The organism is Pseudomonas sp. MPR-R2A5, from assembly GCF_058793055.1.
Genome location: NZ_JBXAFK010000023.1, coordinates 30116 through 50176 on the forward strand (window position 1 = coordinate 30116; position 20061 = coordinate 50176).

Below are 20061 nucleotides of genomic sequence, written 5' to 3' on the forward strand. Positions count from 1 at the left end.
CCATGTCAGCACGGCCGCGTTCGGCCCGAAAAAAGACCCTTGCAGGAGCAACACAATGAGCAAAGCCGATAACCACCAAGCGGCCCCGGCCCACGAGCCATCGCGGATCCGCGAAGGTTTGCCCTTCCCCCTGGGCGCGACCTGGGACGGCCTGGGTGTCAACTTTGCCCTGTTCTCGGCCAACGCCACCAAAGTCGAGCTGTGCCTGTTCGACGATACCGGCGAAGTCGAAATCGAACGCATCGAACTGCCTGAATACACCGACGAAATCTTCCACGGCTATCTGCCCGACGCCCACCCCGGGCTGATTTACGGCTACCGTGTGTACGGTGCATATGACCCGGCCAACGGCCATCGTTTCAACCACCACAAATTGCTGATCGACCCCTATGCCAAACAGCTGGTGGGCGAACTCAAATGGTCCGAGGCGCTGTTCGGCTACACCATCGGCCACCCGGACGACGACCTCAGTTTCGACGAACGCGACAGCGCCCCCTTCGTGCCCAAATGCAAAGTCATCGACCCGGCGCACACCTGGGGCAACGACCAGCCCGTGCGTGTGCCCTGGGACCGTACGATCATTTATGAAACCCACCTGCGTGGCATCAGCATGCGCCACCCATCGGTGGGCGAGTCGGTGCGCGGTACCTGCGCCGGCCTGATGGAAGATGACGTGCTCAAGCATATCCGTCAGTTGGGCATTTCCTCGGTCGAGCTGCTGCCCGTGCACGCCTTTGTCAACGACCAGCACTTGCTGGAAAAAGGCATGACCAACTACTGGGGCTACAACAGCATCGCGTTCTTCGCCCCCGACCCACGCTACTTGGCCAGCGGCAAGATCGCCGAGTTCAAGGAGATGGTCGCGCACCTGCACGAAGCCAAGCTGGAAGTGATCCTCGACGTGGTCTACAACCACACCGCCGAAGGCAATGAGCGCGGCCCGACCCTGTCCATGCGCGGCATCGACAACGCCTCTTACTATCGCCTGATGCCCGACGACAAGCGCTTCTATATCAACGACTCCGGCACGGGCAACACCCTCGACCTGAGCCACCCGTGCGTCCTGCAGATGGTGACCGACTCGCTGCGTTATTGGGCCAACGAAATGCACGTCGACGGTTTCCGCTTCGACCTGGCGACCATCCTCGGCCGCTACCGTGACGGCTTCGACGAGCGCCACAGTTTCCTCGTCGCCTGTCGCCAGGACCCGGTCCTGCGCCAGTTGAAACTTATCGCCGAACCCTGGGACTGCGGCCCCGGCGGCTACCAAGTGGGTAACTTCCCGCCAGGCTGGGTGGAATGGAACGACCGTTTCCGCGACACCGTGCGTGCCTTCTGGAAAGGTGACGACGGCCAGCTTGCAGATTTTGCCGGGCGCATGACCGCCTCCGGTGAGATGTTCAACCATCGCGGCCGTCGCCCGTACAGCTCGGTGAACTTCATCACCGCCCATGACGGTTTCACCTTGCACGACCTGGTCTCCTACAACGACAAGCACAACGAAGACAACGACGAAAACAACCAGGACGGCACCAGCAACAACCTGTCTTGGAACCACGGCGTCGAAGGCCCCACCGACGACCCTGAAATCAACGCACTGCGCCTGCGCCAGATGCGCAACTTCTTCGCCACGCTGCTGCTGGCCCAAGGCACGCCGATGCTGGTGGCCGGAGACGAGTTCGCCCGCACCCAGCACGGCAATAACAACGCCTATTGCCAGGACAGCGAAATCGGCTGGGTCAACTGGGACCTGGACGACGACGGCAAGGCGCTGCTCAAGTTCGTCAAACGCCTGATAAAGCTGCGAATGGCTTATCCGATCCTGCGTCGGGGTCGCTTCCTGGTGGGCGACTACAACGAAGATATCGGCGTGAAGGACGTCACCTGGCTGTCACCGGATGGCAACGAGATGACGACCGAGCAATGGGAAGACAGCCATGGTCGCTGCCTGGGCATGTTGATGGATGGTCGCGCCCAGGAAACCGGGATTCGCCGCGCGGGCGCCGATGCCACCTTGTTGCTGGTGGTCAATGCCCATCACGACATGGTCAATTTCCGCCTGCCGCCGGTGCCGCAAGGTGAGTTCTGGACCTGCATGCTGGATACCAACCAGCCAGCGGTACGCGGCCAGGAGCGCTTTGAGTTCGAACATGAATACGCGGTCACCGGCCGTTCGCTGTTGCTGTTTGAATTGCAGCGTGACGACGAGGTGTGACATGGCCTTGCATGGATTCCTTCAAGGCTACCCAGGCTATGCGGACACGCAGGCCCTCGGCGCCGCCCTGAAGGCGCTTCAGGCAGAAGGCCTGGATCAGTTGCCGTTGCCCGGCAGCGGCCAGACCCTGGAGCGCCTCAGCGGCCTGGCGCAGGTAGCCGGGCATGACTTGCGCCTGTGCAAGTTGTTCGAAGGCCATACCGATGCCCTGGCGATTATCGCCGAACTGCGCAGCCCCTTGCCGCCCTTGGGCAGTACATGGGGCATGTGGGCAGCCGAACCGCCGACGGCCAAGGTCCGCGTGCGCCGCGATGGCTCGCGCTTGATCCTTGAGGGGCGTAAAGCCTGGTGCTCCGGCGCGGCGGTGGTCAGCCATGGGCTGCTCACCGCTTGGGACGAACAGGATCGCCAGCAGTTGGTCGCGGTGCAGATGCATCAGCCAGGCATCACCGTGACCGATGAGGGCTGGAACGCCGTGGGGATGGCGGCCACGGGCAGTGTCGAGATCCTTTTCGACAATGCCCTGGGCATCGCCGTCGGCGCACCGGGCGACTACCTGGCGCGCCCGGGGTTTTGGCACGGTGGCATCGGTATTGCCGCGTGCTGGTATGGCGCCGCACAGCGCCTGGCCGAAGTGCTGCGCGCGCAGTGCAGCAAACGCCCAGAGCCCCATGCCCTGGCCCACCTGGGTGCGGTCGACAGCGCGTTGAACAGCGCAGCCTGCGTACTGCGGGCCAGCGCCGCACAGATCGACCGGCAACCGCAGGCCGACGCCCGACAACTGGCCCAGCAAGTGCGCGCCGCCCTCGAGGATACGGTTGAGCAGGTGATGCGCCACGTCGGTCGCGCGACCGGTGCCGGGCCCTATTGCAAGGACCCGCACTTCGCCCAGCTGATGGCGGATTTACCGGTGTTTGTGCGTCAAAGTCATGCCGAACGCGACCTGGCCGCCCTCGGCGAGCAGGTGGCGGGCGGCGCCCCAGGGAGGTGGCAGTTATGAAACCCAATCCCATTGTGGGCCAAGGCACCCCGCTGCATCAGTGGCAGGCCTCGTCCCATATGGCGCAGTTGCCCCTGATCAGCGTTGAGCAACTGGTGCCCAAGGGCCATCGCGCCGTGATCATTGCGCCGCACCCGGACGATGAAGTGCTCGGCTGCGGAGGCCTGCTGCAGGGCCTGGCCGCGCTGGGCCGGCCGATCCAACTGATCTCAGTCACCGATGGCCGTGCCAGTCACCCTGGCTCGCGACGCTGGCCGGCGGAACGGCTGAGCGTGGTGCGCCCGCAGGAATCGGCCCAGGCCCTGCACCGCCTTGGCGTGCCGCTGCACCGCTTGAAATGGCTGCGCGCGGGCTTTGACGACAGCCGGGTGGCCGCACAGGAAGCCGCGCTCGCCGCGTTCATCCAGCGCTATCTCAAGCCCAACGATGTGGTGTTCACCACCTGGCGCGAGGACGGCCATTGCGACCATGAAGCGGTCGGCCGCGCCAGCGCCAAGGCCGCCTTGGCCGTGGGGGCGAGCCTGTTCGAACTGCCCGTGTGGACCTGGCACTGGGCAACCCCCGAAGACAGCCAGGTGCCCTGGCACCGTGCGCGCAAACTGCCCCTGGCGCCCGAGGTGGTGGCGCGCAAGCGCCATGCTATCCATGCGTTTGCCAGCCAACTGGAGGGCGACCCACATATCGGCCTGCCACCGGTGTTGGCGCCCTATGTGGTGGAACGTTTGCTGCAACCCTTTGAAGTGGTGTTTGTATGAGCGTGGCTACGCCGTATTTCGATCAGTTATTTGCCGACAACGATGACCCATGGGCCTTCCGACAGCGCTGGTATGAACGGCGCAAACGCGCGCTGACCCTGGCCGTGTTGACCCGCCCACGTTACGCCTCGATCTTTGAACCCGGCTGCGCCAATGGCGAATTGAGTGCCGAACTGGCGCCGCGTTGCGATCGCCTGGTGTGCTGCGATACCGCCAGCGCCGCCGTGGCACTGGCCAAGACCCGCCTGATGGGCTTTGCCCACGCCCACGTCGAGCAAAGCCGCCTGCCGGAGCAATGGCCCGGCGGCCGCTTCGAGCTGATTGTGCTGAGCGAACTGTGCTATTACCTCGATGCCGACGACCTGGGCCGCCTGATCGAGCGCGCCCTCGCCAGCCTTACCGACGACGGCCAGTTGCTCGCCTGCCACTGGCGCCCGCGAATCGAGGGTTGCCCGCAGACCGCCGAACAGGTACATGCCCTGCTCCATGAACGCCTGGCGATGCGCTCTGTGGTTCAACACCACGAAGAGGATTTCCTGCTCGACCTGTGGAGCCGTGAAGGCCATTCGGTGGCGACCCTGGAGGGGCTGCGTTAAAAAACGGGGTGACTCGATGTGAAAACCATCGATCCTTGACTATGCTGAGGAAGCCTTGCCGGCACTCCAGGGTTGGAGTGCCGAGCAATCGTCGCGGCGGAGCCTGCGGCGAATAACGAGAGTCGTACCGACAACGGGCACGACCCGCACCAACCGACAAGGATGTGACACCCATGAAGCCCGCTTCCCTGAGCGAAATCCGTCGCGGTCCCGCGCAAATCTGGAACAGCGCGCCCCAGCTGGCGCAGATCCCCGCGATTCAACTCAACTCATTGGTGCCGGCCGGCGCGCGCGTGGTGATTGTCGCGCCCCACCCTGGCGATGAAGTACTGGGCTGCGGCGGTTTGCTGCAACGCCTGAGCACCCTCGGACACCCCCTGCAATTGATCTCCATCACCGACGGCAGCGCCAGCCATCCGGGTTCCCATGTGTGGCCCGCCAGCCGCTTGAGCGTGGTGCGGCCCCAGGAAAGCGTCGAAGCGTTACGACGCCTGGGCATGCCGCTGCACAGCCTGAAGTGGATTCGGGGCGGGTTCCGCGACACTGGCTTGGCCGCTCACGAACAAGCGATGAGCCAATTTATTGCGCGCTACCTGCAACCCGGTGATGTGCTGTTCACCACCTGGCGCAACGATGGCAATGACGACCACGATGCCGTCGGCCGCGCCAGCGCCAAGGCGTGCAGCCTGGTCGGCGCGTGCCTGTATGAGCTGCCGATCTGGGCGTGGCACTGGCCGGCGCGGGAAAGCGCGATGATCCCCTGGCAGCGCGCACGCAAGGTGCGCCTCGACACCTGGAGCGTCGCGCGTAAATTGCACGCCGTCCATGCCTTCGCCAGCCAGTTGGTCGGTGACCCGGCCATTGGCCTGGCGCCAATCCTGGCCCAGGTGCTGCTGGAGCGTATACGCGATCCTTATGAGATCGTGTTGATCTAGCCTTCCACTCGTCCATACCTGTTATTTCTGACAGTAGCGGCCTACGCAATGTGCGTCTAAGGTGCAAAAAGCCCTGCACTGGTTGAGGTGCAGTCGAGAAAGCCATGCCAACCCTTTGCATTGGCCGGTGTTTTCAGATGCAGGTAAGCCGCAGTCCCTGATCCGTATCGCGTTCGTTGTTGCCATGGTTCGGACCGCACCTGGATACCAGGTGCGTGAACAACATGCCTCTGCTGCGAGGACGAATCATGCGCACACCCACTCCTGCTTGGCTGTACGCGGGCATCCTGTCATTGATGGTTCTGACGACCTGGCCGCTTCTCTCCCAGGCGGCGTGTACGATCAACATCACCTCCGGCGACGACACCTCCACCTGCGACAGCGGCACCGCGCCGGGCTTCACCGACAACGCGGGCAACAACACCCTCGACATCCGTGACAGCGGAAGGATCACCGGCAACGTCACCTTCGGTGCGGGTAACGATCTCGTGGATGTGAATGGGGCGACGGCAGGAATCGACGGCGCACTGAATCAGGGCGACGGGAGCAATATCTTTCGGCTTAACCTGGGAACTGTCGGTTCCGTAACCCAGGGCTCAGGCACGGATGTCATACAGATCAGCGGTGGCAAGGCCGGTGCGATCAGCCAGGGGGGCGGGATCGACAGCTACGCCCAAAGCGGTGGGACCGTTGATTCCGTGTCCCAGGGTGACGGCCATGACCGGTTTACCATGAGTGGCGGCACCATTATCGGGATCTTCGATGACGGCGACGACGCGCTGATGACCGACGGGCTGATCGGGTCGGTCAACATGCGGCTGGACAATAACGTGTTTGATATGCACGGCGGCAGGATCGTCAACAACCTGACGACGGGCTTTGGCCTGGACCGCATTTACGTCCGTGGCGGTTCCATCGGTGGCACGATCAGCCTGGGCGACGGCGATGATTTGATCGAGGTTTCAGGTGGCGAGGTGGGTGCAAATGCCGGTTCGGAGATTCGCATGGGTAACGGCGATGACACCCTGCTCTGGACCCGCGCCGGAATCATCCACAGTCCAATACGGATGTCCGCCGGTGACGACAAAGTGGTACTGACGGCCCTTACGGAAACAACGCTGTCCCCTACCCCGCAGATCGACGGTGGGCCAGGTAACGACACACTCAATTTCGTTGCAACGCAATCAGCCACTCCGTCGCGTTACGTCCAATGGGAGAACGTTAATCTCACCAACGCCTCGCAGTTGAACCTGGGTGCTGGCGAACTGGTGCTCGGTGACCTGCTGACCCTGACCGGGACCCTGAATATCGATCCTACCAGCACGCTGTCAGCCACCGCTGGGGCCATATCGCCTTCCGCCGCCGGCCAACTGGTGAACCTGAACAACAGCGGCCTGATCGACATGACCACCGGCAGCACCAGTGCCACCGACACCCTGACAGTCCACGGCAACTACAACAGCACCGGCGGCCGGCTTGCGCTGCAAAGTCAGTTGGGCAGTGATGGCTCGGCCGCTGACAAGCTGGTGATCAGCCAGGGAGCGATCCTGGGCTCCACCGCCATCAGCGTCAGCAACCTCGGCGGAGCCGGCGCCGAGACCTTGCAGGACGGTATCCAGGTGGTTCAGGCGCTCAACGGTGCAACCGGTACCACCAGCAGTTTCTCCCTGGCCGCCCCGGTATCGGCGGGAGCCTATGAATACTTCCTGTTCAAGGGCGGCGTCACGGCGGGCACGGCGGAAAACTATTACCTGCGCTCCACGATACCGGTGACCCCGCTACCGCAGCCCGAAGGCCCGGTGACGCCTTTGCCTAATCCGGTGGAAGACACCCCGGACCTGCCGACCAACCCAGGTATCACCCCCATCCCGATCTACCGCCCGGAAGTGCCGATTTATGCAGCACTCTTCCCCGCTACGCAGCAAGTCGTCCAGGCCATGCTGTCGACCTTCCACGAACGCATGGGCGACCAGCGCCCGCAGCAGGTCGATGCGTCGACGGCCGGTTGGGGCCGGGTCTATGGCAACAGCGGCCGCCAGAGTTTCGCCGGTGCCGTGAGCCCGACGCTGAACAGCTCGGTGACGGGCTTCCAGGTGGGCAGCGATGTGTATACCCACACCCATGACAACGGCCAGGTGCAGCACGCCGGGTTCTTCGTCGGCCACAGCAGGCTCAAAGGCGATATCAAGGGCTTCAACCTCGGCTGGCAGGACAAGGACGCTGGCAACACCACCTTGCGCGGGGACAGCCTGGGGGTTTACTGGACGTTGATCGGCGCCAACCAGGCCTACCTCGACCTGGTCCTGATGGGCACCCGTTTCGACGGCAACAACGAGTCGGACCGTGGCGTGAAGATGAAGACCCGCGGCCACAACGTCACGGCCTCGGCCGAAGTGGGCTGGCCGTTCCCGTTGACGCGCAACTGGGTGTTGGAACCCCAGGCCCAAGCGATCGTCGGCACAACCCACCTGGACAGCCAGAATGACGGAATTTCCGACGTGTCCTACAACGCCGACACCAGCCTCACCACGCGCCTGGGTGTACGCCTGCGCGGCGACTACCAGGTCCGTGGAATGCCCTTGCTGCCCTATGCACGGGCCAATATCTGGCATACCTCCGCCGGGCAGAACACCGTCACCTTCAACGGGGTGACCGATATCGACACCGAGCAGAAGTCCACCACCCTGGGCCTCAGTGTCGGCGCCACGCTACAAGTGACCAAGGACTTCAGCGTGTACGGCGAATTGGGCTACAACAGCAACCTGGACAGCAACGCCTTTGACGGTCGCCAAGGCGCCGCCGGCATGAGAATGAAATTCTGACCTCGCCTGTGTATCGCAGTGTGTACGGCAGCCACTGCGATACATAGGGTTTAACCCGGCGTCGGTGCTGAAACAGTCCGGATACAGCAGCACGATCAACTGTGAGCCATACGCACACCAAGCCGTAGGAGGCTCACCATGCACACGCCGCAGACTCGTCGCTGCAAGCACCCGAGGCGTTTGCCCAGGCGGTGGTGGATGCAGACCATCTGTGACGTGAGCGCGAAGACTGCGACACCGCCTTCACGCGGCCGGTGCCCTGGCGATGGGGGCCGAACACTGTCCGGCCCCCATCGCCCCCAGGATCATCTGCGCCGTTTTGATCACTGCCATTTCGACTTTGTATGCTCCTACAGTCGAATGATGGCATTATGCCTCACTCTTTATCGTACGCATGGAGCGACCGTGACCCACGTTTTCACCCCTTCCCACACCCACCTCGCCGCTGGCGTCCCCGCGAATTTTCCGTTCTTCAAGCGCCTCGGGATGTTCGTGCTGGCGGCATTCATTTTCATCTTCGGCACGATTCCCGGATTGTTGCTGGCGCCCCCCGCCACCCAGGCTTACGGGGCATTCATCACCACCCTCGGTCCTGTCGCGCTGCTGCTATGTGCATTGTTCGCCTGGCAACATCGGGCCGATCTGGGCGCTACGTTTCGCGGCAACGACTTGCGCAGACCGCTGCGTGTCGGCGCCATCAGCGTTTTCGCCGTCTATATGCTTTGTGGCCTGTTGGTTGCGGTGCTGGGGCTGCCACGGGAAGCGTTCATGGCTGAGCTGTTTGCCGGCCTGACCACCTGGCAAACGCTGATCAAGCTGGCTTCGTTGATGATCCTGGCGCCTATCACCGAAGAACTGATGATGCGCCACTACGCACTGCGTCTGTTTCCCTATGAACGCAGCCACCTGTGGAAATGGGTTTCGGTTCTTGCCACCTCCGCCCTGTTCACCAGCCTGCATACTCAATACGGCAACTGGCCAACCCTGGCGCTGATATTCGCCGTTGGGTGCATCCTTGCCCTTGCACGCATCGCCAGCGGTGGCCTGCGGGTACCGATCCTGCTGCATATGTTCGCCGAAGTGATCGCCTGCAGCCTGGATTGGACCTGGGCATCAGCAGGGCTCTACGGCTGATCAGAACAGGCCTGATGCCTGGGTGATACCCCCGCTCGTAAATCCAGTTGAGCGCGCCGTCAGACCGCCCGGATAGGCGGCCTGCGACGGGCTTATGGGCAAAAGCCGCGCCCCTGCCATGTGAAAAACTTGTTAACCCTCTCTGCCCCAAGGCTTTTTTTGGCCGCCTTGATCTGTCAAGCTGATGAGAACAATTATCAACAGCTTTACTATTTGCTAGGAATGGTATTCAGGGAGAGTCAGGTTCATGTCTGTTCAACACCCAGGCGGCAAGGTTTTTTCACCCAGTTTTATGGCGATGGCGATGTGCCTGGCAACGTCCCAGGCGACCTTCGCAGCCGACACTGAAAAACCAGCACCGCTGGAACTGGGGGCTACCGAAATCTCCGGCCAACAGCTTGGCGACACCACCGAAGGCACGCAGTCCTACACCACCGGTGAGATGGCCACCGCCACCAAACTGCCCCTGAGCATGCGCGAAACGCCCCAAGCCGTGACGGTCATCACCCGTCAGCGCATGGACGAACAGGCCATGACCAGCGTCAACGACGTGGTCAAGAACACGCCGGGGCTGTTCCTCAGCCAAGCCAGCGGGCCGGGCCGGCAAACCTACAAATCGCGCGGTTTCGACATCGACAACATGATGTTCGACGGCCTGCCCTGCGCCTATTCCGGCTACGCCAACAGTGTGCAACCTAACCTGGCGATGTTCGACCGCGTGGAGGTGATCCGCGGCGCCACCGGCCTGGTTACCGGTGCCGGCAACCCCTCGGCGGCAATCAACTTCGTGCGCAAGCGCCCAACCCTTACCCCTCAGGTGTCGATTACCGGCGCGGCCGGCAGTTGGGATGACTACCGCGGGGAACTCGATGCTTCCAGCGCCTTGAACGACAGCGGCACCCTGCGCGGCCGGGTGGTTGGCTCATACCGCGATGCCAATAGTTTCCGCGACAAGGAAACCAGCGACCACGGCCTGTTCTACGCCATTGGTGAGGCCGACCTCAGCGAAAACACCACCGCCACCCTGGGGTTCTCGCAACAGGAAGACCAGACCAACTACTTCTGGGGCGGCCTGCCGCTGGGCGCCGACGGCCATCACCTGAACCTGCCCCGCTCCACCAACCCCGGCAGCGACTGGGAAAACAAGAAACTGACGATCAATACGGTGTTCGGCGACGTGCAGCATCGCTTCGACAATGGCTGGAAACTCAACCTCGCCGGCTCCGCCTCGCAACTGGACGGCGTGTTCACCGGCACCTACCAGTCGCGCTACCGGACCACACTGGCGAGAACCGCCTACCAGTCGCATCAGGACGACAAACAGTACGCCTTCGACACCTTCGCCAGCGGCCCGGTCGAAGCCTTCGGTCGCACCCACGAAGTAGTGGTCGGGACCAGCAAGCGCATCCTCGACGCCACCTCCAAGGAATACAGCCCCTATGACACCAACTATCCCCTCAATGGTGCAAAACCGGACTTCGTGCGCAATGGCAAAGGCCATGCCATCACCAGCCAGGACGGCGTCTACCTGACCACCCGCCTGAACCTGGCCGACCCGCTCAAAGTGATTCTCGGCGGGCGCCTGGACTGGTATGACTACGACGATCGCCAGGGTAACGGCGACTACAAAGTCACCCGCAACCTGACGCGTTACGCCGGTGTGATCTATGACCTGGACGAGCATCACTCGGTCTACGCCAGCTACACCGATATCTTCACCCCGCAAAGCAGCAAGGACCTCTCGGGCAAAGTGCTGGAGCCGATTGTTGGCGAGAACTACGAGGTGGGCCTCAAAGGCGAGTACTTCAACGGCGCCCTCAACGCCAGCGTGGCGGTGTTCCAGATCGACCAGAAGAACCGCGCCACCCAAGCCGCGACCCAGCTCGGTTGCCCTCAGCTCACCTGCTACGACGCCTCCGGGCTGGTGCGCAGCCAGGGTATCGACCTGGAACTGCAAGGCGCACTCACCGAGAACTGGCAGGTCGGCGGCGGTTTCACCTACACCCGCGTGCATTACATCAAGGACACCAACGCCGCCAACAAAAACCAGCGCTTCGACACGGACACCCCAGAACGGATGTTCAAGCTCACGACGTCGTACCGCTTCCAGGGCCCACTGGAAAAACTGCGCATCGGCGGCAACGTCTACTGGCAGAGTCGCATGTACAACGACGTCGTCCTCGCTGACAGCAGTCGCTACCGCCTGGAACAAGGCAGCTATACCGTCGCAGACGTCATGGCTGGCTACCAGGTGACCCGGCACCTGGACCTGCAAGTGAACGTCAACAACCTCTTTGACCGCACCTACTACTCCGCCATCGGCACCAGCCCTATCTGGGGTTCCACCGACACCTACGGTAACCCCCGCAGCTTCGGCCTGACAGCCAAGTACACGTTCTAAATGCACTGGGCGCCGGTTTCGACCACGAAGTTGAAATCGGCGAACAGATCAAGCTGCAGGAATATTTACCTCGGTATCAGATACGTTACACTCGCCGCCTTAAACATCCGCCAGGGAGGCAACCATGAGCGTTCGCGGTCACGATCGACAGATCGACAATATCGAATTCAATGTGGCCAACATTGCCCGCAGCAAAGCGTTCTACGGCGAAGCGTTCGGCTGGACCTTCGTCGACTACGGCCCGACGTACACCGAATTCAGCGATGGCCGCTTGACGGGCGGTTTCACCACCGGCGAGCCCGTTCGCCCGGGCGGCCCCTTGATCATTTTGTACGCCGATGACCTCGATGACACCCAGCGACGGCTTGAAGCCGTGGGCGCCGTCATCACCCGTGCGACCTTCTCGTTCCCAGGCGGCAGCAGGTTCCACTTCACGGATCTCGACGGCTATGAACTGGCCGTCTGGACCGCTCAGCCATAAATCCCCGCTTGGATGCGCGCGACATTCCCGTACAAGGGGGTCGCGTCGTCATCCGTTGAACACCGACCTTTCTCCATCAGATAAATGCAGGCTGTGTAAATGCGCAAGATTGCCCTCCCGTTTTTGATGCTGTTGCTGTGCCTGCACGGCTGTGCCGAAATGCCCGCCTACTCGAATGTCACCGCCAGCGACGCGAGCGATGAGTCGCGCTATACCGTCGTCGAAACCGACACGTATGCGGGGCGGCCTCAACGGCACCTGCTGGATGACCAAGCCGACCTGAACATCATCAGGGTCAACGATAAGAAGGTCGGGAACATCCCCTTCTCCACGTACTACTACAGGAACGACTCGCCCCAGCGCGCCATCCTTGTACCCGGCAAATACAAGATCCAGCTGGAATACCGCTTGCCTCGGTACTTCATGTTTGCAGAACTGGATTTTGAGGGTAAACCCGGCCAGAAGATCATCGCCCGCTCGGAGTACATTGGGCTGAATCGAATCAAAGTCTGGTTGGAAGATGCCGCGACCGGTGAGGTGGTCAGCCAGCGGGCGAGATATTAAAGCCGCCCTCGACGCCTCCCGCTCATCAGCGGCGCACGGTTCACTTATCGCAGCGAGCAAACTCGTCCTCGGGTGGCGGAACGCGAAATGACAAAAGAGACAACACGTCACATCTTGGTCACCGGCGCGGCAGGTACCGGCACCACGACCTTAGCCGATGCGTTAGGCAAGGCGTTGAGCGCAACGCACCTGGAAGCCGATGACTATTTGTGGCTACCCAGTGACCCGCCCTATCAGCACCTGGCAGACAAAACGCAGCGAGGCGCGCGCTTGCGACAAGCAATGCACGCGCATGGCCGCACCGTGGTGGCAGGATCCATCATGGGCTGGGGCCAGCCGCTTGAAAGTGAGTTTGACCTTGTGGTGTTTCTTTATCTTCCTGCCGAACTCAGGTTGGCGCGATTGGAACACCGAGAAGCCAAGCGTTTCGGACAAGCAAGGCCCGAGTTTCTGGCGTGGGCGGCTCAGTATGACGAGGGAGACGCCCCTGGACGTAGCTTGGCCAGGCATCAGCACTGGCTGTCCGCACTGTCCTGTACGGTATTGATGCTGGAGGGGGATATGTCTGTGGCAGATCGAGTCCGGCGGGTATTGAGCACGCTCGACGGACTGAAGCGCCCGCCGTCAGTCACGTGAAAGGGCGTGATAGGCACTCAGTCTTTAACCTCGGGCAAAGCGTCGCGCTTGGCGAAGATGCCTGCCATTTCCGCCGCGTTCTCAGTGCCCCAGGTACACAGCGGCACGATCGCCTCAGCCAGGCTGCGACCCAGCGGCGTCAGCGTGTAGTCCACGCGCGGCGGCACTTCTTTGTAATCGGTCCGCGCCAGCACGTGGTCGGCTTCCAGATCCTTCAATTGCTGGATCAGCACCTTGTCGCTGACGCCTGGGATCAAACGCTTGAGCTCGCCGTAGCGCTTCGGGCCGTCGCGTAGGAAAAACAAGACCAGCGGTTTCCACTTGCCCGAGATGATGCGCAGCGTGGCGTTGAGCCCGCAACCGGTACCGCAGATTTCAGAGTTTCTGGTCATTTTTTGATACTTACCAAAAGGTGCATACTTGTCCTTAGGTTATTAGCACCGCATCCTCGTCTCAAGCAAGCGATTTCCGGCTTGGGTACAACTCCAACGAAGGATGCACGTCATGACCAGATTGAATGGAAAGACCGCCGTGATCACCGGCGGCGCTACCGGCATCGGCCTCGCCGCGGCAAAACGCTTCATCGAGGAAGGTGCGTTCGTCTTCATCTTCGGCCGCCGGCAGCAAGCGCTCGACGCCGCCGTGGCCGAGCTAGGCCCCAACGCCCGTGCGGTGAAAGGCTCGGTCTCTGATCAGGCCGACCTGGACCGGCTCTACGCAGCGGTGAAGGCCGAGCGTGGAACCCTCGACATCGTCTTCGCCAATGCCGGGGCGGGAAGCCCGCTTGCGCTCGGCACAATCACCGCCGAGCACATTGACGAAGTCTTCGACACCAACGTGAAGGGCTTGATCTTCACGGTGCAGAAGGCGCTGCCGCTGATGGGCCCGGGCGGTTCGATCATCCTCACCGGATCGAGCGCCGGCACCACCGGCGCCCCGGCATTCAGTGCCTACAGCGCGAGCAAGGCGGCCGTACGCAACCTCGCGCGCAGCTGGGCGCAAGACCTGAAGGACACCGGCATCCGAGTCAACGTGCTGTCGCCCGGGCCAACGGCCACCGAACTCGCGAAGGCAGCGCTAGGTGAGGAAGGCATGAAGGTCTTCGCCTCGATGAATCCGCTCCAGCGCATGGCCGATCCAGTGGAGATCGGCGCGGTGGCTGCCTTTCTCGCATCGCACGACAGCAGCTTCATGACCGCCAGCGAGGTCGCCGTCGACGGCGGCCTGGCCCAAATCTGACCTGCTACGCCCGGCTGCGCACTCGATTCGATATTCGCAGCGGCTGGGCGTGGTAAACCTGAGGAGAAACGCTATGAGCTACGCAATTATCGGCTTCGGCAAGCTCGGCCAAGCGCTTGCCAAGGCCTTTGCCCGAAGCGGCATCGACGTATCCGTTGCGACCACTCGCGCTCCGGAAAGCTTTGCATCCCTGGCTGCCGCGATCGGCCCCCAGATCACGGCCACAACGCTGGCGGAGGCCGTCAAGGCGGACATCCTCTTTTTGGCGGTCCGGTACGAGTCGCACGGAGATGTTGCACAGGCGCTGCCGACCTGGACGGGAAAGATCATCATCGACGTGACCAATGCTTACGGCGTGCCCCCAGAAGCACTGGGAGGACAGCCCTCTTCCGAGGTCATCGCGCAGGCCTTCACGGGGGCCAGACTGGTTAAGGGTTTCAACCATCTGGTCGCTGCCGTCCTTGACCAGGATCCAGCGGTCCAGGGTGGCAGGCGAGTCGTGTTCCTGGCGAGCGACGATGACAGCGCCGCGGAAGAGGTTGCTGCGCTTGCGAACAATCTCGGTTTCTCGCCGCTGCGACTGGGCGGGCTTTCGGAAGGTGGCCTGCTGGTCCAGGCGCGCGGAAACAGCTGGGGGCCGCTGATCTTCAAGGACCTGGTCAAGTTCGACTGACGTATTGCGCGCGCACATGTCGGTACGAGCCGGCCTCGCGGATAAAGGCCAGCCTCTGACTGATTGAAGCGCGATCCTGGCTCGATCGCTCGCCCCCTCTCAATTTCGATGCAGCAGCGTATTGGGCGCAACGCCGAATGCCTTGCGGAACGCATGGCTGAAATGGGAAAAATCAGAAAACCCGAAATCCAATGCCGCCTGGGAAACACTGCGCACCTGGCCGCGTTCAATCGCTTCGCGGCTGGCGTTGAGGCGCTCCTTCCAAATCTCGGCCACGGGAGTCTTCTGATAGCGTGCGAAGGCGCGTGTAACGGTTCTGGTGGACACGTTGTGGGCCTGCGCGATGACTTCAATCGACAGGTCCGGCTCGGTCAGGTGCCGTTGAATGTACTTCATGATGCGACCGTAGAGATCCAGTTCTTCATGGGTGGTCTTCAAGTCCTGCACTTCCAGGCTGATGACGAGAAGGTCGAGCAAAGCACTGGAATAACGGTTCGAGATGGCCTCGTCCTGCAACGATGCCGGCGTACTTGCGGCCTGACGTAACATTTCCCGCAATGGGATTACGCCAGGGCGCCGATCGTCGAGGACCATTGCCGTGTAGTCCGCGATGCGCGGCAGACGTTCGACGAGCAAGCTCCGAGGAATACGGACCAGGTGGTTTTCGGTACCACCGAAGCTGAATCGAAACGCCTGAGTTGCGTCATAAAGAAACAAATTGCCCGACGCCAGATTGGCTTTCCGGCCTCCCTGTTCAATTTGACCATGGCCATTTCGAGAGAAACCCAACCACAGTTCTTCGGCCGGACCGCTGCGCAGGTGGCGCTCGGAACGCTCCCAATAATGCAGGGGCGATGACAATGAACAGATGTCCAGATCGCCTAAGGTATTGACGGCGAGCGCACCATCGAAACTGCTCTGGGACAAGGGTTTGCTATCGGCCGTCAGACAATGGCGGCAAACCACTTCCTTCCAATATTCAAAGCGACGGGGTGCGGCAACGGCAAGGGTCGAATACTGAGTGCTTGGGTTCATGGCACTGACCTCGGTACGGCAATGCAAAAGAGCTCGATGATGTGTAACTGTTTGTCACCGTTAGCAATTAACAGGCCAAGCACACGCAGGGACATCCCAAGGGCTTTACGACGAGGTTTGCATCGAGGTGGCGCCAGCCCGGGGTGGAGATTGAAGCGCCCGCCATCCCCATTCAGAGGCACAGGGCCTCACATTTTCGGCCTGGGTGCACCAACCCCGATCATGGCCCGGCAGTGCCAGCGTTGTCTTTTCCAACCAAACGGTTGTCCTGACGAACAAAGCGACCCATCGCCGTTCCGCCTAGTTTTCACCTCACAGCAGCTCATCCCCGCACTGATGAGGCACCCCATGCATCGACAACGTTCACACCCCTTGCCGGACGCTTCCTGGCCTTTGCACACGCGCGACCTCGTGCCTGAAGAGTCGGTGTACTGGTTGATCGAATGGGGGGCCATGAAGCTGCTGCACCGACAGCGGGAGACCCAGCCCACCCCGCCACCGGGGCGTTGAATCCTACCCGCATGCCTGAATGAAAATAACGAGGAGCCCAAGATGGAATCTGCGATCGACACACATCTCAAATGCCCACGCACCCTGTCTCGTCGCGTGCCCGAAGAGTATCAACCACCCTTCCCAATGTGGGTCGCACGCGCTGACGAACAACTGCAGCAAGTGGTGATGGGTTATCTCGGCGTGCAGTATCGCGGCGAGGCACAACGCGAGGCCGCGCTGCAGGCCATGCGGCATATTGTGAGCAGCTTCAGCCTGCCGGATGGCCCGCAGACCCACGACCTGACCCACCACACCGACAGCAGCGGCTTCGATAATTTGATGGTCGTGGGTTACTGGAAAGACCCGGCCGCCCACTGCCGCTGGTTGCGTTCGGCCGAGGTCAACGATTGGTGGACCTCGCAGGACCGCCTCGGTGAAGGCCTTGGTTATTTTCGTGAGATCAGCGCGCCGCGGGCCGAGCAGTTTGAGACCCTCTACGCCTTCCAGGACAACCTGCCCGGTGTCGGCGCAGTCATGGACAGCACCAGTGGCGAAATCGAGGAGCACGGTTACTGGGGATCGATGCGCGACCGTTTCCCGATATCCCAGACAGACTGGATGAAGCCCACGAACGAGCTGCAAGTGGTCGCCGGTGACCCTGCCAAAGGTGGTCGGGTGGTGATCATGGGGCATGACAACATCGCCTTGATTCGTTCAGGCCAGGACTGGGCGGATGCCGAAGCTGAGGAGCGCTCCCTGTACCTCGACGAGATCCTGCCGACCTTGCAGGACGGCATGGACTTCCTGCGCGACAACGGCCAGCCCCTGGGCTGCTACAGCAACCGGTTCGTACGCAATATCGACCTGGACGGCAACTTCCTCGACGTGAGCTACAACATCGGTCACTGGCGTTCGCTCGAGAAACTCGAACGCTGGGCGGAATCGCACCCTACCCACCTGCGTATTTTCGTGACGTTCTTTCGGGTGGCCGCGGGGTTGAAAAAGTTGCGGCTGTACCACGAGGTATCGGTCTCGGACGCCAAAAGCCAGGTATTCGAGTACATCAACTGTCATCCGCACACCGGCATGTTGCGGGATGCCGTTGTCGCGCCCACCTGACACTCAACGCTGACCCATCTGTCCTGGAGGGCGTCGCTCCTCCCTCCAGCCTGACGCCGGGTTCACCCCATTATTTTTTGGTCCCTCATCTCTAGCGCATGGGGTGGGGGCCACTTTTTGGCAGGGATTTGATCATGAAACCGAATCGAAGTGTGCTGGTGCTGGGAATGTTGCCGGGAGGTTTCGAACCGTTGCGCGCAGGGGCCAATGCCTCGCTTTTTTTATTATCGGCACGCGCAGCGATCTGATCTTTATCTTCTGAGTGCAGATGTCTTTTTCAACCAAATGAGTGTCCTGCTCAACCATGCAAATACGGCCATAGCGGCCTAATTTTATCTCCATTGCGACCCGGACTCAGTGGGTCCCACGGGCTCGAAACGGTTGTCGAACAATCCCGAGCCGGTGTGTCGATCATCGATCAAAAGACAGGAAAATCATGGCCATTACTCGCCCTACCCTCGACCAGGTTTTAGACATCGCGACCCAGTTGCACATGCAACTGACGCACGAACAGGCAGCGTCCTACCTGGAACTGATGCAACCGAGTTTCGACGCCTACGACCTGGTCGACGAACTGGCTGATTTCGTTCCGCCAATACGCTACGACCGCAGTTCAGGCTATCGCCCATCGGCCAAGGAAAACCCTCTGAACGCCTGGTACTACCGAACAGAAGTGAATGGTGCCCGCGAAGGCCTGCTGGCGGGTAAAACCGTCGCGCTCAAAGATAATATCTCCCTGGCAGGCGTCCCCATGATGAACGGCGCAGCGCCGTTGGAAGGCTTCGTCCCGGGGTTCGATGCCACGGTGGTCACCCGCTTGCTCGATGCGGGGGCGACCATTCTCGGCAAAGCCACCTGCGAGCACTACTGCCTTTCAGGAGGCAGCCACACCTCCGATCCAGCCCCGGTGCACAACCCACATCGCCACGGTTATGCCTCTGGCGGTTCCTCATCAGGCAGCGCGGCATTGGTTGCGGCCGGTGAGGTGGACATCGCCGTGGGTGGCGATCAAGGCGGCTCCATTCGGATCCCGTCGGCCTTCTGCGGTACCTACGGCATGAAGCCCACCCACGGCCTGGTGCCCTACACCGGCGTCATGGCGATTGAAGCCACGATCGATCATGTCGGCCCCATCACCGGTAACGTACGCGACAACGCGCTGATGCTGCAGGCAATGGCCGGTGCAGACGGACTCGACCCGCGCCAGGCGGCGCCTCAGGTCGATGACTATTGCAGTTACCTGGAAAAAGGCGTGAGCGGACTCAGAATCGGGGTGTTGCAAGAGGGATTCGCGCTTGCCAACCAGGACCCTCGCGTGGCGGACAAAGTGCGCGACGCCATCGCCCGACTCGAGGCGTTGGGCGCTCATGTCGAGCCGGTCTCCATTCCCGAGCACAACCTGGCGGGGTTGTTGTGGCACCCCATCGGTTGCGAAGGCTTGACCATGCAGATGATGCATGGCAACGGCGCAGGCTTTAACTGGAAAGGGCTTTACGATGTCGGCCTGCTGGACAAACAAGCCAGCTGGCGCGAGCACGCAGACCAATTATCCGCGTCGCTCAAGCTCTGCATGTTCGTCGGCCAATACGGCCTGTCGCGCTACAACGGACGCTACTACGCCAAGGCCCAGAACCTTGCACGCTTTGCCCGGCAGGGATACGACAAAGCGCTGCAAACCTATGACCTGCTGGTGATGCCGACCACGCCCATCACGGCCCAACCCCACCCGCCAGCGAACTGCTCGATCACGGAGTACGTGGCTCGCGCGTTGGAAATGATCGGCAATACCGCGCCACAGGACATCACCGGGCATCCGGCCATGTCGATTCCGTGCGGCCTGCTGGACGGCCTGCCCGTCGGGCTGATGCTGGTCGCAAAACACTACGCCGAGGGCACGATTTACCAAGCGGCGGCGGCGTTTGAAGCCTCGGTGGACTGGCGCACGCTCTGAGCCTTTTACAGGC

Annotated in this window: 18 protein-coding genes; 16 read left to right on the forward strand and 2 right to left on the reverse strand. The window is 61.7% G+C overall.

What is annotated here, in order from left to right:
- Window positions 1-55 precede the first annotated feature (55 nt).
- From glgX to AC1Q6I_RS17485, 11 genes are all read left to right on the forward strand, one after another.
- Window positions 56-2215, forward strand: coding sequence for a glycogen debranching protein GlgX (gene glgX / locus AC1Q6I_RS17435; protein ID WP_024075745.1), 2160 nt, complete (start codon window positions 56-58; stop codon window positions 2213-2215).
- Window position 2216: 1 nt separating this feature from the next.
- The gene (locus AC1Q6I_RS17440) at window positions 2217-3215 is read left to right on the forward strand and encodes an acyl-CoA dehydrogenase family protein (protein WP_024075746.1); all 999 of its coding nucleotides are present in this window, start codon (window positions 2217-2219) and stop codon (window positions 3213-3215) included.
- The gene (locus AC1Q6I_RS17445) at window positions 3212-3970 is read left to right on the forward strand and encodes a PIG-L deacetylase family protein (protein ID WP_102623492.1); all 759 of its coding nucleotides are present in this window, start codon (window positions 3212-3214) and stop codon (window positions 3968-3970) included. The genes AC1Q6I_RS17440 and AC1Q6I_RS17445 overlap by 4 nt, the downstream gene beginning before the upstream one ends.
- Window positions 3967-4566, forward strand: a complete 600-nt coding sequence (locus AC1Q6I_RS17450) for an SAM-dependent methyltransferase (protein WP_069076278.1) — start codon at window positions 3967-3969, stop codon at window positions 4564-4566. The genes AC1Q6I_RS17445 and AC1Q6I_RS17450 overlap by 4 nt, the downstream gene beginning before the upstream one ends.
- Before the next feature lie 173 nt (window positions 4567-4739).
- Entirely contained in the window at window positions 4740-5501 is a 762-nt protein-coding gene (locus AC1Q6I_RS17455) for a PIG-L deacetylase family protein (RefSeq protein ID WP_024075749.1), read from the forward strand.
- Window positions 5502-5749: 248 nt separating this feature from the next.
- Window positions 5750-8323, forward strand: a complete 2574-nt coding sequence (locus AC1Q6I_RS17460) for an autotransporter family protein (RefSeq protein WP_102623491.1) — start codon at window positions 5750-5752, stop codon at window positions 8321-8323.
- A 405-nt stretch (window positions 8324-8728) separates the two neighbouring features.
- Window positions 8729-9457 carry a CPBP family intramembrane glutamic endopeptidase gene (locus AC1Q6I_RS17465; protein WP_102623490.1) on the forward strand — a complete coding sequence of 243 codons (729 nt, stop codon included), beginning with the start codon at window positions 8729-8731 and terminating at the stop codon, window positions 9455-9457.
- 247 nt (window positions 9458-9704) lie between these two features.
- The gene (locus AC1Q6I_RS17470; protein WP_102623489.1) at window positions 9705-11858 is read left to right on the forward strand and encodes a TonB-dependent siderophore receptor; all 2154 of its coding nucleotides are present in this window, start codon (window positions 9705-9707) and stop codon (window positions 11856-11858) included.
- 124 nt (window positions 11859-11982) lie between these two features.
- Window positions 11983-12339: a VOC family protein gene (locus AC1Q6I_RS17475; RefSeq protein ID WP_024075753.1), complete on the forward strand. Its 357-nt coding sequence runs from the start codon at window positions 11983-11985 to the stop codon at window positions 12337-12339.
- A gap of 99 nt (window positions 12340-12438) precedes the next feature.
- Window positions 12439-12903 (forward strand): hypothetical protein, encoded by a 465-nt coding sequence (locus AC1Q6I_RS17480; RefSeq protein WP_102623488.1) that lies wholly within the window; start codon window positions 12439-12441, stop codon window positions 12901-12903.
- 87 nt (window positions 12904-12990) lie between these two features.
- The gene (locus AC1Q6I_RS17485) at window positions 12991-13539 is read left to right on the forward strand and encodes an AAA family ATPase (RefSeq protein WP_102623487.1); all 549 of its coding nucleotides are present in this window, start codon (window positions 12991-12993) and stop codon (window positions 13537-13539) included.
- A gap of 17 nt (window positions 13540-13556) precedes the next feature.
- Here the strand turns inward: AC1Q6I_RS17485 and AC1Q6I_RS17490 are convergent, their stop codons facing one another.
- A complete protein-coding gene (locus AC1Q6I_RS17490) occupies window positions 13557-13931 on the reverse strand; it encodes a winged helix-turn-helix transcriptional regulator (RefSeq protein ID WP_024075756.1) in 375 nt (124 codons plus the stop codon).
- Between the two features lie 112 nt (window positions 13932-14043).
- Here AC1Q6I_RS17490 and AC1Q6I_RS17495 point away from each other — a divergent pair, with 112 nt between their 5' ends.
- Window positions 14044-14778: an SDR family NAD(P)-dependent oxidoreductase gene (locus tag AC1Q6I_RS17495; RefSeq protein ID WP_102623486.1), complete on the forward strand. Its 735-nt coding sequence runs from the start codon at window positions 14044-14046 to the stop codon at window positions 14776-14778.
- 49 nt (window positions 14779-14827) lie between these two features.
- Window positions 14828-15451 carry an NADPH-dependent F420 reductase gene (locus AC1Q6I_RS17500; RefSeq protein WP_371858344.1) on the forward strand — a complete coding sequence of 208 codons (624 nt, stop codon included), beginning with the start codon at window positions 14828-14830 and terminating at the stop codon, window positions 15449-15451.
- Between the two features lie 99 nt (window positions 15452-15550).
- Here AC1Q6I_RS17500 and AC1Q6I_RS17505 read toward each other — a convergent pair whose 3' ends face one another.
- On the reverse strand, window positions 15551-16486 hold the full coding sequence (locus tag AC1Q6I_RS17505) for an AraC-like ligand-binding domain-containing protein (RefSeq protein ID WP_024075759.1): 936 nt from the start codon (window positions 16484-16486) through the stop codon (window positions 15551-15553).
- 348 nt (window positions 16487-16834) lie between these two features.
- On the opposite strand from AC1Q6I_RS17505, the gene AC1Q6I_RS17510 reads away from it, so the two are divergent.
- The 3 genes from AC1Q6I_RS17510 to AC1Q6I_RS17520 all read left to right on the forward strand — a co-directional run bounded on the left by AC1Q6I_RS17510 (window position 16835) and on the right by AC1Q6I_RS17520 (window position 20048).
- Entirely contained in the window at window positions 16835-16996 is a 162-nt protein-coding gene (locus AC1Q6I_RS17510; protein ID WP_168232938.1) for a hypothetical protein, read from the forward strand.
- A gap of 42 nt (window positions 16997-17038) precedes the next feature.
- Window positions 17039-18097 carry an aliphatic aldoxime dehydratase gene (gene oxdA / locus AC1Q6I_RS17515; RefSeq protein ID WP_024075760.1) on the forward strand — a complete coding sequence of 353 codons (1059 nt, stop codon included), beginning with the start codon at window positions 17039-17041 and terminating at the stop codon, window positions 18095-18097.
- A gap of 436 nt (window positions 18098-18533) precedes the next feature.
- Window positions 18534-20048 (forward strand): amidase, encoded by a 1515-nt coding sequence (locus AC1Q6I_RS17520; protein WP_069076269.1) that lies wholly within the window; start codon window positions 18534-18536, stop codon window positions 20046-20048.
- Window positions 20049-20061 lie beyond the last annotated feature (13 nt).

Bases quoted from the DNA above. Each gene is read 5' to 3' on its own strand.
- AC1Q6I_RS17485 (WP_102623487.1), top strand. From the start codon at position 12,991: ATGACAAAAGAGACAACACGTCACATCTTGGTCACCGGCGCGGCAGGT.
- oxdA (WP_024075760.1), top strand. From the start codon at position 17,039: ATGGAATCTGCGATCGACACACATCTCAAATGCCCACGCACCCTGTCT.
- AC1Q6I_RS17450 (WP_069076278.1), top strand. From the start codon at position 3,967: ATGAGCGTGGCTACGCCGTATTTCGATCAGTTATTTGCCGACAACGAT.
- AC1Q6I_RS17505 (WP_024075759.1), bottom strand. From the start codon at position 16,486: ATGAACCCAAGCACTCAGTATTCGACCCTTGCCGTTGCCGCACCCCGT.
- AC1Q6I_RS17445 (WP_102623492.1), top strand. From the start codon at position 3,212: ATGAAACCCAATCCCATTGTGGGCCAAGGCACCCCGCTGCATCAGTGG.
- AC1Q6I_RS17460 (WP_102623491.1), top strand. From the start codon at position 5,750: ATGCGCACACCCACTCCTGCTTGGCTGTACGCGGGCATCCTGTCATTG.
- AC1Q6I_RS17490 (WP_024075756.1), bottom strand. From the start codon at position 13,931: ATGACCAGAAACTCTGAAATCTGCGGTACCGGTTGCGGGCTCAACGCC.
- AC1Q6I_RS17520 (WP_069076269.1), top strand. From the start codon at position 18,534: ATGGCCATTACTCGCCCTACCCTCGACCAGGTTTTAGACATCGCGACC.
- AC1Q6I_RS17510 (WP_168232938.1), top strand. From the start codon at position 16,835: ATGCATCGACAACGTTCACACCCCTTGCCGGACGCTTCCTGGCCTTTG.
- AC1Q6I_RS17455 (WP_024075749.1), top strand. From the start codon at position 4,740: ATGAAGCCCGCTTCCCTGAGCGAAATCCGTCGCGGTCCCGCGCAAATC.
- AC1Q6I_RS17495 (WP_102623486.1), top strand. From the start codon at position 14,044: ATGACCAGATTGAATGGAAAGACCGCCGTGATCACCGGCGGCGCTACC.
- AC1Q6I_RS17440 (WP_024075746.1), top strand. From the start codon at position 2,217: ATGGCCTTGCATGGATTCCTTCAAGGCTACCCAGGCTATGCGGACACG.
- AC1Q6I_RS17475 (WP_024075753.1), top strand. From the start codon at position 11,983: ATGAGCGTTCGCGGTCACGATCGACAGATCGACAATATCGAATTCAAT.
- AC1Q6I_RS17480 (WP_102623488.1), top strand. From the start codon at position 12,439: ATGCGCAAGATTGCCCTCCCGTTTTTGATGCTGTTGCTGTGCCTGCAC.
- glgX (WP_024075745.1), top strand. From the start codon at position 56: ATGAGCAAAGCCGATAACCACCAAGCGGCCCCGGCCCACGAGCCATCG.
- AC1Q6I_RS17470 (WP_102623489.1), top strand. From the start codon at position 9,705: ATGTCTGTTCAACACCCAGGCGGCAAGGTTTTTTCACCCAGTTTTATG.